10 protein-coding genes are annotated in these 17,772 nt (G+C 66.7%); 2 read left to right on the plus strand and 8 right to left on the minus strand.

The features are described 5' to 3' along the window. Nucleotides 1–487: 487 nt before the first annotated feature. Entirely contained in the window at nucleotides 488–1,594 is a 1,107-nt protein-coding gene (locus Q1X76_RS05500; protein WP_300718557.1) for a hypothetical protein, read from the minus strand. 265 nt (nucleotides 1,595–1,859) lie between these two features. Here Q1X76_RS05500 and Q1X76_RS05505 point away from each other — a divergent pair, with 265 nt between their 5' ends. Then, the gene (locus Q1X76_RS05505) at nucleotides 1,860–5,426 is read left to right on the plus strand and encodes an FAD-binding and (Fe-S)-binding domain-containing protein (protein WP_300718559.1); all 3,567 of its coding nucleotides are present in this window, start codon (nucleotides 1,860–1,862) and stop codon (nucleotides 5,424–5,426) included. 434 nt (nucleotides 5,427–5,860) lie between these two features. Here the strand turns inward: Q1X76_RS05505 and asnS are convergent, their stop codons facing one another. Beyond that, complete coding sequence (gene asnS, locus Q1X76_RS05510) at nucleotides 5,861–7,225, minus strand: asparagine--tRNA ligase (RefSeq protein WP_300718560.1); 1,365 nt, start codon at nucleotides 7,223–7,225, stop codon at nucleotides 5,861–5,863. Between the two features lie 235 nt (nucleotides 7,226–7,460). Here asnS and Q1X76_RS05515 point away from each other — a divergent pair, with 235 nt between their 5' ends. After that, nucleotides 7,461–7,934 carry a hypothetical protein gene (locus Q1X76_RS05515; RefSeq protein WP_300718562.1) on the plus strand — a complete coding sequence of 158 codons (474 nt, stop codon included), beginning with the start codon at nucleotides 7,461–7,463 and terminating at the stop codon, nucleotides 7,932–7,934. Nucleotides 7,935–8,499: 565 nt separating this feature from the next. Here the strand turns inward: Q1X76_RS05515 and Q1X76_RS05520 are convergent. From Q1X76_RS05520 to Q1X76_RS05545, 6 genes are all read right to left on the minus strand, one after another. Further along, nucleotides 8,500–9,393, minus strand: coding sequence for a DNA polymerase III subunit delta' (locus Q1X76_RS05520; protein ID WP_300718564.1), 894 nt, complete (start codon nucleotides 9,391–9,393; stop codon nucleotides 8,500–8,502). Nucleotides 9,394–9,754: 361 nt separating this feature from the next. After that, nucleotides 9,755–11,032 (minus strand): adenylosuccinate synthase, encoded by a 1,278-nt coding sequence (locus tag Q1X76_RS05525; protein ID WP_300718565.1) that lies wholly within the window; start codon nucleotides 11,030–11,032, stop codon nucleotides 9,755–9,757. A gap of 365 nt (nucleotides 11,033–11,397) precedes the next feature. Then, the gene (locus Q1X76_RS05530; RefSeq protein ID WP_300718567.1) at nucleotides 11,398–13,938 is read right to left on the minus strand and encodes a YidC/Oxa1 family membrane protein insertase; all 2,541 of its coding nucleotides are present in this window, start codon (nucleotides 13,936–13,938) and stop codon (nucleotides 11,398–11,400) included. Between the two features lie 63 nt (nucleotides 13,939–14,001). Further along, entirely contained in the window at nucleotides 14,002–15,336 is a 1,335-nt protein-coding gene (locus tag Q1X76_RS05535; RefSeq protein ID WP_300718569.1) for a CDP-glycerol glycerophosphotransferase family protein, read from the minus strand. Next, a complete protein-coding gene (locus Q1X76_RS05540) occupies nucleotides 15,333–16,811 on the minus strand; it encodes a phosphotransferase (RefSeq protein WP_300718571.1) in 1,479 nt (492 codons plus the stop codon). Before Q1X76_RS05540 ends, Q1X76_RS05535 begins: the two co-directional genes overlap by 4 nt. Nucleotides 16,812–17,097: 286 nt before the next feature. After that, nucleotides 17,098–17,460, minus strand: a complete 363-nt coding sequence (locus tag Q1X76_RS05545; RefSeq protein WP_300718573.1) for a hypothetical protein — start codon at nucleotides 17,458–17,460, stop codon at nucleotides 17,098–17,100. Nucleotides 17,461–17,772: the final 312 nt, after the last annotated feature.

Raw genomic sequence — 17,772 nt, forward strand, 5'->3', positions numbered from 1 at the left:
CTTTTGTCAGGGCAGGGCGCCGGGGGAGGGAAGCCTTTTGAGCGTCGCCCCGGGGCGCTCCTTCCCCGCGTCCCTCTTTTCCTGACGATGCGTTTTGCCGACAAAGATCAGCGACGGCCGCAGGCCGCGCGTGGATGCTGAAAGGCCACCCTTCGGGGTGGCCTTTTGGTGTCTCGCGGCGGTGTGGAGCATGGCAGCAGGGGCCAGCGGGCCAGGCGTTCCGGCCGTGCCGCCCGGCGGGAAGGGATCATATGCCGGACCCGTGCAGCGGCCGTGCCGCCCGGCAGGGGCCGCATACCGCGCCGGATAGCGGCAGCGCAGGGGCGCGGCCGGTCATGCCCGGCCGCCGGGCGTTCCGGGCACATGGGACGGGATGCGGGCGGCTTGGATCGCGGCGTCCGGGGGACATGGATCGCGGCGTCCGGGGCCGCATAGGGGGCAGCATGCGGGACAGGCCCGGCGGCAGCCGCCGTTGTCGCGGCCGGCATCAGTTGCCGCTCTTCTTTTTTCCGGCCGGAGGACGGGGCGTCGCGCGCCGGGGCCGGCGTTCCGCCGTGCTGCCGAAGACGCAGCCCTCCTGCGGCGCGGGCAGGGCGGCCTCCCGGCTCTTGCGGCGCTGCCGCCAGACTTCCAGATGCGGCTTGCCGTAGAGCACGGCCTCCCTGTCGTCCGCCTTTTCCGGGAGCTTGCCGTAGGAGGGGGGCAGGCGTTCCCCGTCGCGGGAGGAGGCGGGCAGCTGGGGGCCGCGCAGGGCCGCGGGCCGGAAGTAGTGGGTGGCCCAGGTCAGGGCCAGCACATAGGCGGCGGCGAACAGGCTGGCGGCCGTGTCCCAGGGCGGGGTGGCCGAAAGGGCCAGGCGCATCATCAGGGTGCCGATGACGAAGCCGGAATTGCGGAATACCGCATGGAAGGACGGCATGTAGCGCTGGGCGATGAGCACCAGGGCGATGTCCGCGAAGATGAGCACCGTGTAGATGGTCTCGAAAAAGCGCATGTCCGCGCCGGTATGGAGATGGATCCAGGCGTCACGGATGCCGATGCCCAGGAAGATGGCGAACAGGATCAGCGAGAGCAGTTTCTTGCTGATGACGTAGCGCATGCGCATCTCCGGGCTCTGGATGTAGGCGTAACTGGAGCTCAGGCGTCCGTAGATGCCCAGGGCCACGAAGATGCCCAGCGCGCCCAGGGCCGTGACCGCGATGTGGATCACGGGCTCGAGGTTGGCGGCGATGCTGACCGGTTCGGGCAGGTGCGCCAGCTCCTTGAAGGCATTGCGCAGCAGGATCAGGGCCAGGATCTCGAACTGCTTGCCCACGGAACGCGAAAAGGAAGTGGAGATGATGAAGATCAGGCTCAGGACCTCCAGCCCCAGGATCAGGGTGAAGGCCAGCTGGATGGCGCTGAAGTGGCTGTGCGGCGTCAGCTGGGCCAGGGCGGGCGGCAGCATGCCCTGGCGCTTGAGTTCCACGCAGCACAGGGCCGCCACATAGATCCAGAAGATGACCAGCGCCACCTTGCGCTGGACGTGGGTCCGCTCCCAGTTGTGGTGCAGCCAGTCAAAGATGTCGGTGAGCCATTGCAGCCTGAGCAGCATGACGGGTCTCCTTTGCGGGTTCGACGCTGGCGCACAGCATCTTTCAACTTCGCGGAAATGTAAAGCCTGCAAGGCATGGCGGGCATGGCAGGAATGGTTCCTGCCGTTTTTTCGCTTCCCGCGCGCGGGCTTTCGGGCCCCGGGGCGGCCGCGGGCTTGCCTTGTGCGGCCAATGGCAGTAAAAAACAGGGTTTCTCCACTTGCTCACCGGGCCGCCCGTGCCCGCGGCAAGGAAAATGCAGAAGACAAACGAGGTACCTACGCCATGGCTCATAAGGGTCCGCACATATCCATCTCCCCGGACTACGTGGTCAACCGCATCCTGCGTATCAATATCGACGACTTCGCGGAATGGCCCGAGTCTGTGCGCCATCTGGCCATCGCCATCGCCGAGGAACTGTTCCTGGTGGCCTACAATCCCTTCATCAACGTGGAGACCGTGCGCAACAGCGTGCATGCCCGTTTCGAACGGGAATCCATGGCCCTGGCCCATTATTTCGCCAATGCCATCGGCGAGGGCATCACCATGTTCTGGTCCGCCTACGAGGCCGAGCGCAGCTTCCGCGAGGAGCTCATCAGCGCCCTGCGCAACATCCTGCCCAACGAGTGCATCCTGTCCTCGCCCTCGGCCCTGGTGGCCTCGGCCACGGACGCCACGGACCTGCGCATGGAGCTGCCCCTGCTGGTGGTGGAGCCCGACAGCGCCGAACAGGTGGCCGCCCTGGTGAAGCTGGCCAATGACATGAAGTTCGCGCTCATCCCGCGCGGCGGCGGCTCCGGCATGACCGGCGGCGCCGTGCCGGCCCGCAAGCGCACGGTCATCGTCAGCCTGACCCGCCTGACCCGCATCGGACCCATCGACCTGGAAAACATGACCGTCACCGTGGAAGCCGGGGCCATCACCCAGAACGTCATCAAGGCCGTGGACGCGGCCGGGGCGCTCTTCTCCGTGGACCCGGCCTCCAAGCAGGCCTCGTCCATCGGCGGCAACGTCTCCGAGAACGCCGGCGGCCCCAGCGCCTTCGAATACGGCACCACCCTGGATAACCTGCTCTGGTGGCGCATGGTCACGCCCACGGGCGAGCTCATCAGCGTGGAGCGCGAGAACCATCCCCGCCACAAGATCCTGCCCGACGAGACGGCCGTCTTCGTGGTCAAGGACATCAGCGGCGGCGTGCGCAACGTCATCCATCTGCGCGGCGACGAGATCCGCCTGCCCGGTCTGGGCAAGGACGTGACCAACAAGGCCCTGGGCGGCCTGCCCGGCATGCAGAAGGAAGGCGTGGACGGCATCATCACCGAGGCCTGTTTCGTCATCCATCCCAAGCCCAGGCACAAGCGCGTCATGGTGCTGGAATTCTTCGGCCGCTCCATGCATCCGGCCGCCGTGGTGGTGCGCGAGCTGGTGGGCCTGCGCAACCGCATCCGCCAGGAGGGCGACTACGCCCACCTTTCCGCCCTGGAAGAATTCAACGCCAAGTACGTGCAGGCCATCGAATACAAGCGCAAGTCGCAGAAATACGAAGGCCTGCCCATCTCGGTCATCATCCTCCAGGTGGACGGCGACGACCCCTACCTGCTGGACAAGTGCGTCAACGACATCGTCTGCGTGGTGGAAGAACAGGACAACGTGGACATCATCGTGGCCCAGGACGACAAGGAAGGCGAACGCTTCTGGGAAGACCGGCACCGCCTGTCGGCCATCGCCAAGCGCACCTCGGGCTTCAAGCTCAACGAGGATGTGGTCATCCCCATGGAGCGCATCCCGGATTTCGCCCTCTTCCTTGAGCAGCTCAATCTGGAATGCACGGCCCAGGCCTACCGCTACGCCCTGCAGGAAGTGGGCCGCCTGCCCGGCTTCCCCATGGAAGACAAGGAATTCAACCGCGAGTTCTCCTTCGCCTCCAAGGTGGCCTCCGGCGACGTGCCGCAGTCCGAACTTTCCGACAGCGAGCTCTGGAAGCGCGCCGAGGCCTTCCTGGCCGGCATGGGCCAGAAGTACAGCCATCTGGACAAGAAGATCGTCAAGATCCGCGATTACATGGAGGCCAGCCGCATCGTGGTGGCCAGCCACATGCACGCCGGCGACGGCAACTGCCATGTGAACATCCCGGTCAACTCCAATGACGCCCACATGCTGGAAGAAGCCGAGGAGACCGCGGCCCGCGTCATGGCCGAATGCCAGGAGATGGGCGGCGAGGTCTCCGGCGAACACGGCATCGGCATCACCAAGATCTCCTTCCTCGGCAAGAGCAAGATGGACGCCCTGCGCGCCTTCAAGGAGCGCGTGGACCCCCGCGACGTCATGAACCCGGCCAAGCTGGTGCATCGCGAACTGCCCGTGCGGCCCTTCACTTTCTCCTTCAACCGGCTCATCAACGATATCCACGCCAGCGGCCTGCCGGACAAGGAAAAGCTCATCAGCCTGCTGTCCACGGTGCAGGTCTGCACCCGCTGCGGCAAATGCAAGCAGGTCTGTTCCATGTGCTATCCCGAGCGCTCCATGCAGTACCACCCGCGCAACAAGAACATGGTGCTGGGCATGCTGCTGGAAGCGGTCTATTACTCCCAGGTCAACAAGGGCGCCATCGACGACGACCTCTTGCGCTGGATGCGCGATCTGGTGGAGCATTGCACGGCCTGCGGCCGCTGCCTGGCCAACTGCCCGGTCAAGATCCCCTCGGGCGAGGTGGCCCTGACCCTGCGCTCCCTGCTGGAGCACGAGAACGCCGGCGGCCATCCCATCAAGAAGCGCGCCCTGGAATGGCTGGTGCAGGACGTGGCCTCCCGCGTGCCCCGCGCCGCCAAGATGGCCTCGCTGGGCCAGAAGGTGCAGAACAAGCTGCTGGGCGTGGTGCCCTCGGTGTGGAAAAAGCGCATGCAGAGCCCCATCTTCGCGGGCAGCGGGCCCAAGATGGGCTATACCAACCTTTACGAATCCCTGCGCCTGCACCGCGGCTCGGTCTTCGCCCCCGCGGAGGTGACGCCGGGCATGCCCTGCGTGCTCTACTTCCCGGGCTGCGGCGGTTCGCTCTTCTATGACCGCATCGGCCTGGCCGCCGTGATGCTGCTGCTGCACACCGGTCACGCCGTGGCCGTGCCGCCGCGCCACCTCTGCTGCGGCTACCCCCTGCTGGCCGCGGGCATGGATACGGAATACGAGGACAACATGGCCCAGAACCGCCAGTATCTGGCCTCCATGCTGCGCAACCTCACCAAGCAGGGCTTCGATGTGCGCTATCTGGCCACGGCCTGCGGCTCCTGCCGCGACAGCCTGGCCCGCATGCAGCTCAACGAGCAGTTCCCGCAGCTGGAACAGAAGGACGTGAGCCAGATCGTCCTGCCCCTGCTCCAGCTGGAGAACATGGAAGCGCCCGTGGCCCCGGGCACCAATGTGCTCTACCACGCGGCCTGCCACTGCGAATGGGCCGGAGTGCCCACCCTCAAGGGCCAGGCCCAGCTCACCGCCGCCCTGGAACAGCTCTGCAAGGTCAAGGTCAGCACCATCCCGGGCTGCTGCGGCGAATCCGGCATGGGCGCCGTGACCTCCCCCACCATCTACAACCTGTTGCGCGCCCGCAAAAAGGAACGTCTGGCCAGGGCCTTCGAGCCCCAGCCCCAGACCGGGGCCTGCTATGCCGGGCCCATCCTGGTGGGCTGCCCCTCCTGCAAGATCGGCATCGCCCGCTGCCTGATCCAGCTCAAGGAAAAGCACCCCGTGCTGCATGTGCTGGAATGGCTGGCCAATCAGGTGGACGGTGAGGACCGCCGCCAGCGTTTCCGCCGCCGGGCCAACGAGACCCGCGGCGACGTGCGCATCGTGCAGGGCTAGGCCGGGCTCCCGGGGCCCTTCCCCCGTCCGGGGCGCGGGGAGCGGTCATGGCCGCTCCGGCGGACAGGACGGACCGACGGCCGCGATGATGCCGGGGCGGCTCCTGCGTACGGGACGGCCCGCGGCAGCCTGCCTGCCGTCGAGTACGGACGGCTGTCCGGGAGCGTCGTCCAGCGTGGCGGCCGCCGGTCCCGGCGGCATCCGGCCGGGCGCGCCAGTTGCGGCGGTCCCGGACGATGTGGCGGGCGGCGCCGTTGCAGACCTACCGGCGCCCCACGCTCACGACCGGCCCGCGCGATGCGGGCAGTGACGAAAAGCAAACGGGCGGTGTCCTTGCGGACACCGCCCGTCGTCGTTTGCTGTACCCGTGCGGGTGCCCACGCCCCGGGAAGGCCGCCCGTCATGCGGGGGCCGCCCGTGCGCGTCTGCCCGGCCTAGAATTCCAGGCTGCCGGGCGTGCGCGGGAAGGGGATGACGTCGCGGATGTTGGTGATGCCGGTGAGCATCATCAGCAGGCGTTCGAAGCCCATGCCGAAACCGGCATGCGGCACGCTGCCGAAGCGGCGCAGGTCCAGATACCACCAGTAATCCTCGGGCTTCTGGCCCATCTCGGCGATGCGGGCCAGCAGCCTGTCCAGACGCTCCTCGCGCTGCGAACCGCCGATGAGCTCGCCGATGCGGGGCACCAGCACGTCCATGGCCGCCACGGTCTCACCGTCATCGTTGGCGCGCATGTAGAAGGCCTTGATCTCCCTGGGATAGTCATAGACGATGACCGGCCGCCGGAAGTGTTCCTCGGCCAGGAAGCGCTCGTGCTCGGTCTGCAGGTCCACGCCGAAGGCCACGGGGTAGGTGAAGTCCTTGCCGCTGTCTTCGAGGATGTGGATGGCGTCCCGGTAGGCCACACGGGCGAAGGGCCGGGCCAGCATGCCCTTCAGGCGCTCCAGCAGGCCCTTGTCCACGAAGTTGTCGAACAGCTTGAGGTCGGTCTCGCAGTGGGTCAGGGCATGTTCCACCACATGGCGGGTCAGGCCCTCGCCCAGCTCCATGATGTCTTCCAGCCCGGCAAAGGCCATTTCCGGCTCGATCATCCAGAATTCGGCGGCGTGGCGCGGCGTATTGGAATTCTCGGCGCGGAAGGTGGGCCCGAAGGTGTAGACGCGCCCCAGGCCCAGGGCCAGGGCTTCGGCCTCCAGCTGGCCGGAGACGGTCAGGTTGGCCTGCCTGCCGAAGAAATCCTGCGACAGGTCCCTGTCGCCGGGGGGCAGGGCCGTGACGCGGAACATCTCGCCCGCGCCCTCGCAGTCGGAGCCGGTGAGGATGGGCGTATGCACCCAGGCGAAATGGTGGCTGTGGAAGTAGTCATGCACGGCGCGCGCCGCTTCGGAACGGATGCGGAAGGCCGCGCCGTACTTGTTGGTGCGTGCGCGCAGATGGGCGATGCCGCGCAGGAATTCGTCGGAATGGCGCTTCTTCTGCAGGGGGAAGGCCTCGGGATCGGCCAGGCCGAAGACGCGCACCTTCTCCGCGCGTATCTCCCATTTCTGGCCCTTGCCGGGCGAGGCCACCAGCTCGCCGGTCACGGCCACGGAGGCGCCGGTATTGGCGTCGCCCAGGCCCGTCTGCGCGGCGGTGCCCGCATCCACGATGCACTGCATGTTGGTCAGGCAGGAACCGTCGTTGATCTCCACGAAGCTGAAATCCTTGGCATCGCGGCGGGTGCGGATCCAGCCGCAGACCGTGATCTGGCGCTGCGGGGCCTCGGCGGCCAGGGCATTGACGATGAGGGTACGTTGCATGACGGCTCCTTTTTGCCGGGAAAGAGGACGTATGGGAAGCCCCTGCCGTGACGGCGGCGGGCAGACGGGCGCGTGACGAGCGGAATTGCTCCAACACTAAAGTATAGCGGCAAAAAGCATGGGCTTCAAGTTTGGCCGCCGGAGAAAGCGCACTTGGATTTTGTCCGGGAACATGCTTAGATGGAGCGCTGGGGGAGGCAACATCCCCACGCCAGGAAAAAAGGAGACACGGATCATGAAAAAGATCGCCACGCTTGCGCTGTGCGTCCTGATGCTGGTCCTGACGGCCCCTGTGGCCCAGGCCGCCAGCACGCCCCAGGCCGGGGCCCCCAAGGCCGACAAACCCGCCAAGGTGGACGCCCGCAGCACGCCCGTCTGGGTGGAACTGGAAGGGACCGACAGCATCGGCGCCCGTCTGGGCATGCGCCTCAAGGAAGCCTTCAACGGCAGCAACCTCTTTGCCCTCAACGACAAGGACGTGCCCAAGATGCGCCTGCTGGTGAGCACGCAGTCCGAATTCCCCGGCCGCCCGGGCGTGGGCTCCGTGTACTCCGTCTGCTGGACCTTCACCCAGGGCGAGGGCTATCTGGGCTATCTGCTGGCCCGCGAGGTGGGCACCCTGACCGCCGACGAGGTCGACGCCCTGGTGGACCGTCTGGTGGAACGCACCGACGGCCTGTCCGTCAAGTACAGCAACCTCTGGAAATAGCCGCCGGGCCGCTGGCCCGGAAAAACGGCCTGTGCCGGGTAAAAAGCCGCTGCCCCGCGAAGGGACGGCGGCTTTTTGCATGCGGGACGTCCGGCGCGGCGGGGACAGGCATGCCGGCGAGGGAGAGGCCCTTTGGGCCGGCGCGACAAAAGGGCCTCCTCTCGTGCTCACCCTCCCTCCCCAAAACGCGCTCACGGCGTCCCGTACTCCGCACAGGGCACGCAGGTCGGTAGCCGTGCCTTGTCGCCCTCCGGTCCGCTGTCCCCATGGGCATGTCCCGCTATCCCCGTCATGACGGGCGCCGGGTAGGATAGGCCTGCGGCAGGGGAGGGCCTTCCCGTGCAGGCCGGGGACAGTGTCTGGGGGACGAGCATGGTCTTTGGAGGACCCGCGCGGCGGAGGGGCTGGCAGGCGGAACGTATCCTGCGCCAGCTGCTGCGGGGCCTCCCGTGCTGGCGGAGGACTGCCCGTACAACGGCAGGCCTGTTGCGAAGCGCAGGCCGGCAAGGGCGCGGCACGATCCCGCGGCCAGGGCGCGGTGCGCGGCAGGGAGGAGGGCGGAAGATCAATGCCCCAGGCGGGTGACGTGCAGGCGGGCGGCCAGGGCTTCCAGCACGCGGGCGGGCGTGACGTTGAAGCCCAGGGCCTCCTGCGCTTCCTGGAACCAGCGGCAGCACTGCAGGCGCGTATGGCGGGGCAGCAGGGCCAGGGCCGTGTCCAGGGGGCAGAGGGCGTCGTCATTGCCGGAGATGACCCGGCTCATGGATTTCTGGCAGGCCAGCAGGATCTGCCCGGCCAGGCGGGCGTCCAGGGCGTTGCGGGCGCCGGTGCGCTCAAAGAGGCCGCGGCCGCCGGTGATGAACTGGGCCAGGGCCTCCTCCCAGGGCTGGAGGGCCGGGTCGCGGGCCTGGCTGTCGGGCCAGGGCAGGGTCAGGCAGAGGGAGCGGGAAACGAGGGTGGGCAGGAGCTGCTCGCGCTGGGCGGCCAGCAGGACGAAGCAGGAGGAGGGCGAGGGCTCTTCCAGGGCCTTGAGCAGGGCATTGGCCGCATTGCTGCGGTTCTGTTCCACGCCCATGAGCAGGACCACGCGGCGGCCCTGGCCGTGGGGGGCGTCGCGCAGCTTCTGCTTGAGCTCGCGGACGTTCTCCATGTTCAGGGCGCGGATGGGGCCGGGGTTGGCCTCGTCCTCGGCATTGCTGATGCGGCCGTCATAGGCCGGCAGGTCCAGATGCTCCCCGGCGTCGATCTGCAGGCAGGTGGGGCAGACCAGACAGGGCGTGCCTTCGTCCGTCCGCTGCGGGCAGTTGATGCAGGCCGCCCAGTAGCGGGCCAGGGCCAGACGCCGGGCCTCGGTGCCGCCTTCCAGCAGCAGGACCTGCGGCGGGTTGTCGGCCAGACGGTGGAGCAGCGAGCGGATGCGGTCGAAGTCCGGTGTGCTGATGTCCTGGAAAAGCGGCATGGCGTCCCTCGCGGCGCGGGAGCGTGACGGTCCGCACCGTGGCAGGGGCTGCCCTGGTGCGCCTCATGCTCCACCAAAAGATGGTTGAAGGAAAAGAGCCGGCCGGACGGATGCGCGCGGCGCGTTCCCGGGCCTTGTCCGGGACGGTGCGGCGGCATGGGCCGCAGCCTGTCATGGCCCGGCTCCTCCTGACGGAAACGGCCGGCACCGGTGTGGTCGCGTCGCCACCCGGCATGGCCCCGGCTCTCCCGGCAAAAGTTTTTGGCAGGGAGAGGGGGGAGCATGAAGGGGGAGAGGGAGAACCTTTTTCCCAAAAGGTTTCCCTCTCCCCCCTCGTAGGATCTATCGCAAGCGCGAACGCTTAACGGACGATGGTCTGGTCGCGGTCCGCGCCCACGGAGATGAAGGAGACGCGCACGCCGGTGAGTTCCTCGATGCGGGCGATGTAGGCGCGCACGTTGTCGGGCAGCTGCTCGACGCTGGTGCACTGGCTGATGTCGTCCTCGAAGCCGGGCATCTCCTCATAGACGGGCTTCACGCGGCCCAGGGCGCCTTCTTCCTGCGGGGGGTAGTCCAGGCGCTGACCGTCCAGCTCGTAGGCCACGCAGATCTGCAGGGCGGGCAGGTTCTGGAGCACGTCCAGCTTGGTCAGGGCGATGTCGGTGAGGCCGCACAGGCGCACGGTCTCGCGCAGGATGACGGTATCCAGCCAGCCGCAGCGGCGCGGGCGACCGGTGGTGGCGCCGAATTCGTGACCGTTGGTCTGGAGATAGCGGCCGGTGTCGTCTTCCAGTTCGGTGGGGAAGGGACCGGAGCCCACGCGGGTGGTGTAGGCCTTGACGATGCCCACCACGCGTTCCAGGGCGGAGGGGCCCACACCGCTGCCGGCGGCGGCGGAGCTGGCCACGGTATTGGAGGAGGTCACGAAGGGATAGGTGCCGTGGTCGATGTCCAGATGGATGCCCTGGGCGCCTTCAAAGAGGATGTCCTGACCGGCGGCCCGGGCCTTCTGGATCTCGGAGGAGGCGTCCTTGAGATGGGGCGTGATGCGCGGGGCGATGGCCAGCAGATCCTCGCAGACCTGGTTCTCGTCCAGGGTGTCGTACTTGTAGAGCTCGCGCAGCAGGACGTTCTTTTCCAGCAGGGCGTGATGCACTTTTTCGCGCACCAGCTGCGGATTGGTCAGATCGCCGGCGCGCAGGCCCACGCGGGAAGCCTTGTCCTCATAGCAGGGGCCGATGCCGCGACCGGTGGTGCCGATCTTCTTGCCGGCGCGTTTGGCTTCGCGGGCATTGTCCAGGCTCTTGTGGTAGGGCATGATGAGGTGGGTCTTCTTGCTGATGCCCAGACGGCTGGGGGAGACGTCGATGCCCTTGGCCGCCAGTTCGTCCACTTCCTTGAGGAAAACGAAGGGATCCAGCACCACGCCGTTGCCGATCAGGCAGTTTTTGCCCTCGTGCAGGATGCCCGAGGGGATCAGGTGCAGGATGGTCTCCTTGCCCTGGACCTTGATGGTGTGGCCGGCGTTGTTGCCGCCCTGGAAGCGCACGATCAGCCCGCTCTGCGCGCTGAGCATGTCCACAATCTTTCCCTTGCCCTCGTCGCCCCACTGGGCGCCGATAATGACCGTATTTGCCATATATCCACCTGCACTGCCCGCCTGGAGCGGGCCAAGGCTGAAGATTTGTCGTCCACGCGCGAAAACCCCGTAGCCTGCTGGCTAAGGGGAACGACGTTGGCCGCAATGCCTTAGTTTTTTCTAGCCGCTAACCGCGGACAAGTCAAATGGCCGGGGCCGCCGGGAAGAAGAAAGAAGGAAAAAAGAGCCCGGAAAGATGCGCGCCCTCCGGGGACAGGCCCGCCGGGCGCGGCAGGAGCGGCATGGCCGGGGGCGCGGCTGTCCCGGAGGGGGAACAAGAGGGGAAGGGGCGGCCTTCCACGAAGACCGTCCCTTCCCCCGTCGTCACAGGGCCTCACGCCGGCCGCAGCGGCGGCATGCGTCCTTTATTCGTATTTGCCTTCGCGCGTGCACTTGGAGGCATCGAACAGGGTCCCTTCCATGCGGAACTGTTCGAAGATGTAGGCATTCTCCTTGTGTTCGCTCCAGCGCGCGCCGCCGCGGGCATGGGTGAGGATGCGCGGCCTGGGCAGGGCGGCCGGGTCGCGCATCTCGAACTCGTCGCACTGGCCGACGCCCTGCAGGGCCAGGGTGGGCACGTCGGCGCTGGACATGAAGGCATCGTCGATGCGCAGGGGGCCGCGCTGGTGGGGCTCCTTGACCATCAGCAGGGCGTGGGGACGGCCGGGAGCGTAGGGCGCGGTCTGGAAGACGGTGCCGTCGGGGTATTCCTTGCCGTCGTTGTAGGCGCGCTCCACCATGGGGCTGTCGCTCTCGCCGTGGTCGGAGACCAGGATGATGCGCGTGTTGTCGTAGATGCCGGCTTCCTTGAGCTGGTCGAAGAAGATCATCAGGTAGCGCATCAGGTGGCGTTCGGCGTAGTAGTGTTCGGGCAGCAGGCCGTCGACGTGGAAGAGCTGGCCTTCGGTGGCCGGATAGGGGTCGGCCACGATCTCGGGCTCGCCCTCCTTGAGGTCGGGGGCGTAGTGCCACATGTAGTGGGACAGCATGCTGTAGAAGACCTTGGCCGTGCTGCGCGGGGCATCGGTGGTGATGCCCGAGGTGAAGGCGAAGCGGAAGAAGGCGTCGCCCGCGCGGCAGGCGTCCATGCTGGCCACCAGGATGCCGTCGCCGGCGTCATGCCAGTTGCCGTCGTCGTAGATCTTCTGCTTGATGATGTTGGGCGCGGCCTGGAACAGGCCCAGCATGGCGAAGAAGCTGCTGAAGTCCCGCAGGCTGGTGCCCTGGTGGTACTTGAGCTGGAAGTCGTCCTTGACCTGGGGCACGGTGGTGACGTTCTCCGTCTTGCCGAGGTGATGCTCGTAGAAGTCCTGGTTGAAGAACTCCAGGCCGTTGATCATGCAGACGTCGTAGCCGTGGGCCGCGAAGTTGCGCGGCAGCACGGCGAAGGCGCTGTTGATGTTCTCTTCCAGCGTCACGTCGCGGCGGGCGTTGACGGCCGCCGGGCTGTAGGCATGGCCGCCGTAGATGCTGGGCAGGCTCATGACCGTGGCGTCGGCCATGGAGATGGTGTCGGGGTACCAGACGAAGCCGTCCATGCCCTTGCGGAAGCCGTTGGTGAACCAGGGGTCGTCCAGCATGCGTTCGATATGGCCGCCGGTGAACATGTCCATGACCACCACGACGACGTTCTCGCCGTTCCTGGAATAGGACTGCATGTCCGCCACATAGGCGGGCGGGGTGAAGCTGGTCTTGGCCTGTTCGGGCTCTTCGGCGGTCAGGGCGTTCCAGGCCGTGAGGGCCACCAGGGAGAACACGGCGATGGACAGCACGCGCGGCAGCTGCAGGCGCACCCTGGGGAAGGCGAAGAGCAGGGCCGTCAGGCCCAGGGCCAGCAGCACGGGCAGCAGGCCGTCCCTGAAGGTGCTCATGGGGCCGGTGAGGGCTGCTTCACGCAGGAAGCGGATGCCGTCCAGGGCACCGAAGTGGCCGGGCAGCACGAAAAGGTCCACAAAGGCCAGGCACAGGGCCCAGAAGGCCACGAAGGCCGGGATGGTCTTGGCCTTGGCCGGGAACCAGAGCCAGAGCACGAAGACCACGAAGAAGGTCAGCGAAAGGTAGCGCACCATGCCCAGCAGCACGTCCAGCGGGCCGGCGGCGAAGAAGTTGGGGTCGCTGGCATAGGACTGGAAGGGCACATAGAGGAAGATCAGGATGGCCAGGCCGGCGCAGGCCAGACTGTAGACCGAGCGCATGGTGGCGGCCATGACCGTGTTCATGCCGCCCTGGGCGAAGCCCGGCTTGCGGAAGCGCGGCAGATGGATGGGCAGGCGCAGGTTCTGGAGCAGGAAGAAGACGTTGTTCATGGTCCAGAAGACGAGCAGGGCCGAGGCCGCGTGGTAGAGCAGGGCCAGGAAGAAGAAGGCGATGATGATGGCCTGCAGGGTGTCCTTGCGCGTCAGGCCCGGCGTGGTCAGCGTGGCCGTGATGTTGACCACGGTCATGACGATGGGCAGGGCGTTGACGCCCCAGAGCAGGCCGTCGGGCTGCGACAGGTCGGGGATCATCAGGCAGGGCTGGCCCTGCAGCTGGGTGAGCCCCAGGATCATGTAGTACGCGCCGGTGAGGAAGGGGATCTGCAGGGCCACGCCGAAGGCCGAGCGCACGGCCAGCAGCGGGTGGTAGGCGTAGCGTTTGTAGAGGTTGTTGATGCGGCGCTGGCGTTCGGCGCCCCTGGACTCCTTGCGGATCTTGGCCAGCTGCGGGGCCATGATCATCTGGAGCTTCTTTTCCCGGGCCTGGGTGCCCACGGCCAGGCGGCCCAGGGGGATGAAGGCCACGGCGCTGATGCAGGACAGCACCAGGATGCTCAGGCCGTAGTTGTGGGTGAACTGGAGGCTGCCGAGATAGATGGCCCGGTAGATGATCTCGATGGGCAGGATGAATATTTCGTACAGAAGCGACATGGCGTTTCCTTGGCTGCGTATCCGGCGCTGGCCCGGTGCGGGACAGGCCGCGCGCGGGCCGTGCTATTTCGTTTTGGGGGCGGCGTCCCGGGCCTCGTGTTCGGCATCCATGCGGGCCAGGGCATCCACGGTCCACTGGGCGATGGCTTCGCCGCTGTGGCCCCAGCAGGCCACGGATTCCTCGCGGAAGGCGGCGATGGCCGTGGACGGGGTCTTGAGGGCGCGTTCCACCACGGGCACGATATGGTTGAAGTCCTCCGGCGAGACCACCTCGCCCAGACGGGCGGCCACGGTGTCTTCCCAGATGACGCCCAGATCGGCCACCTCGTAGAGCTCGGGATTGCGCACGGGGATGTCCAGGGTGATGACGGGCTTCTCGTAGAGGAAGGCGAAGTCGAAGCGCACGCAGGACTTGTCCGAGATCATGATGTCGGCCCGGCTCATGGAGGCGGTGGCGTCCATCTCGGTATCGAAGCTGACGTTGGGATAATCGCGCAGCATCTCGTGGATGGTGTCCAGCATCTCGGTCTCCACCTTGAGCGACTGGGGATGCGGGCGCAGGATCACGTCATAGCCGGCTTGGGCCAGGTCCAGCAGGAATTGCGGGCCGCAGATGTTGAGGCAGCCCTTGTTGCCCCACGAGGGCGCCACCAGGACCACGGGCGGCGTGCTTTGCCCTTCCTTCTTGCGGGCCTTGGAGGCCAGCTCGTCCAGATAGGGCAGGCCCAGGGAAAGGCATTCCTTGGCGGGCAGGCCGCGCAGTTCTTCCACCTTGCGGATGCTGGGCAGCATGAAGTCGCCCACCATGAGCACGGCGTCGTAATGGTCCAGGGAGCCTTTCTGGTACATGGCGATGTCGCCCACGCCGTGGCAGATGTGGGCCAGGCAGGTCACGCGGCGCGGCCGCGGCATGGGGAAGCCGGGCGTGCCGATGTTGGGCGTGGTGGAGAGCATGATGTCGGCCCGGCGGCCGGCGGCGCGGGCAAAGGCCGCGGAACCCGTGCCGATGTAGCGCGAGTTCATGAGGTCGTTCTCGATGGTCAGGGCCGGGTCCTCCACATCCATGGTGATGTAGGAAAAGGGCACGCCCCGGCGCAGGAAGGCGTCGATGACGGGTTTGAAGGTATAGAAGTAGCTGCGGCCCTCGGAAAAGATCAGGATGCGCTCGTGGTGCAGCTGCCGTTCCGGGCGGCGCTCGCCGCGGGCCTTGCCCATGATGGCGTAGACGATGTTCTTGATGAAGTAGAGCACCGTGCCCACCAGACTGATGGCCAGATAGACCAGCACGTTGCCCGTGCCGGGGTCCAGATAGGCATGACAGGGCGCGGGGAACAGGGCCTCGAGCAGGAGGTTCAGGCCCAGGTAGGCGCCCACGGAGGTCAGAAAGCCGCGCTTCATGCCGTTTGTTCTCCGCTGTGCAGCAGTTTCAGGTTGCGATCCATTTCCGCGATGCGGCCGCGACCGTAGTCGATGCATTCGCGGTAGAAGCCCCACAGGCCCCAGATGTAGTCCACGATGATCATGGCCTTGAGCAGGCGGGTGCGGTCCGCGCCGCTGGCGGCCACGAAGTCGTCCAGCAAAGGACCGGAAAGGCGGGTCTCGGTGACGAAGCTGGCGTAGTCCCAGTAGGGCGAGCAGAAGCAGGCGTATTCGAAGTCGATGAGCTTGATGTCGTCGCCCTTGCGCAGGATGTTCTCCAGCACGAAGTCGCGGTGGCAGAAGCGCTTTTCGTCGTCGTCCATCTCGCGGGCGAAGCCGTAGAACAGCTCGCGCTCGGCATCGGTCAGCAGGTTGACGCCGCTCTGGCGCTCGTAGAGCTTGACCTCGGACAGCACGGAAAGCACGGCGCTGGGGCCGTACTGCTCCCGGAAGCCTTCGGGCATGCGGATGGCGTGCAGGCGCTGCATGACGTCCACCACGCCCAGCACGTCCCTCCGGTCCAGGGTCTCATGGCTCAGGATGTGGTAATCTTCCAGGAAGGTGGTGGTCTTGATGCCGCCGGCATAGAAATGGCATTCCGGCGTGATGTCCATGTCCTTCACCATTTCCAGCATGGCCGCTTCCACGCTGCGGTCGATGATCTGGTCCGTGCCCTGGCCGGGGATGCGCAGCACCAGACCCTTGCCGTCCAGCTGGATGTGGTAGGTGTCGTTGGTCAGGCTCTTGAGCTTTTGGGCCATCTGGGTCTCGGAGCACTGGTCGGCCAGCTCGTCGGGCGTCAGCAGGCCCAGGGAAAGGGCGTCGCTCAGGCTGTCGATCTCGCTGAGCAGCATCCTGGTCCGGGTGGCGTAGACGGGCACGCGGTCCAGGATGCGGATGACGGCGTCCTCCCAGTAATCGTCCGGGCCGCAGTGGTCCAGCTCCTGGCGGATCAGGGCCGCGGCCTCCTCGGTCCAGTAGGAGACGCCGGACATGGCGTAGCCCGAGGGCGAGTCCTTGCGCACGGCCACCACGCGGTCGTCGGCATCGGTGACCAGTTCCCACTCGCGGCCCTGCCGGGTCTGCTGGCAGATGAACTGCGAGACGCCGGGCCGCACCAGGGGCACCAGGGGCCGATGGATGTAGGTATCGCCGTCGATGACCAGGCTGTCGCCCAGGCGATGGGCCACCAGCTGCAGGGAGGAATAATTGTTGGCCGTGGCGTATTGCGCCGAGATGATGAGCTGGACGCCGTACTTGTCCACCAGATAGTTGAAGCATTCATGCTTGTAGCCCACCACCAGGGCGATGTCGGTGACGCCGTCGGCGTGCAGCTGGCGGATGGTGCGCTCCACCAGCGGATAGCCGCCGATGTTCAGCAGGGGCTTGGGCTTCAGGTAGGTGAAGGGGCGCAGACGCGTCCCGAAGCCGGCACAAAGAAGGTTGGCACGCATGGGAACGACTCCTGTGCGTTGCAGGGACGTGACGGACATCCCTGATGCTGGTGAGGGGGCTGCATCACGCGGGAAAGATCTTTGCCCCCGGGTCCCGCGCCCCGGGTTCCGTATCCGGGGTGCGGAGGTGTCTCATGACACATGAAAAAAGGCAAGGACTGTCTGCCGGTGTCCGCCGGACGGGTCAGGGACGGCTGGCCCGGGAGAAGGTCCGGCGAATGCTGTACAAGGTGAAGCGTCAGTTTTTTGTGAGCAGGGCGCGGGTGCCGGGAGATCTTCCGGCGGCTCAGTCTTTTTCGGGGACGGTGTCCGTTTTTTCCGGTGCGGGACGGAAGGAGAGCACGCGGCAGCGGTGCGGCGCGGCTTCCTTGCCGCCGTCCTGCAGCAGGTCGAAATCAGGCGCCAGGGGACGGGGCTCCTGCCCGGGGGCCTCGTCGTGCGGCTGGGCCTGCTGCGCCCAGTAGTAATTGAACAGCTGGTTCTTGTAGCGCTTGGCCTGGATCATGGAAAAGACCAGGACGGCCTCTTCCCAGCGCTGGGTGGGCTCGAAACGGCTGGCGATGGTGGCGTACTTGCTCCACAGGGACATGAGCGAGGCCTCGTCGATGGCGTCCAGCTGGCGGGCAAGGCGGGTGAGCAGTTTCTCCATGGTTTCCTCCGGCAGAAAGACACGTGGCGCGCGCCGTCGTTATGGCCCATTTGCGGGCCTGCGTCAAATTTTGGCCCGTACCGGCCGACGCCGTGCCGGGCAAAGGCGGTATGCGGCGCGGGCCACCCTGCTTCGGAGCCCCCGGGCCGCGCCCCCGAAGGCCCGTCGCGCCGCCTGCGCGCATCCGTCGCGGCCCGTGGGAAGGTTGGGCGGCAGGCTGGTGGAGAGGTCCGTTTTGTGCTACATCATTGCCGCGCCGCGGAGCGCTTTTCACCTTTTGCTAGGGTCAGGACCCCTTTCCCCGCCGCGAAG

Origin of the sequence: uncultured Desulfovibrio sp., assembly GCF_949282365.1 — a bacterium.
Classification (GTDB): Bacteria; Desulfobacterota; Desulfovibrionia; order Desulfovibrionales; family Desulfovibrionaceae; genus Desulfovibrio.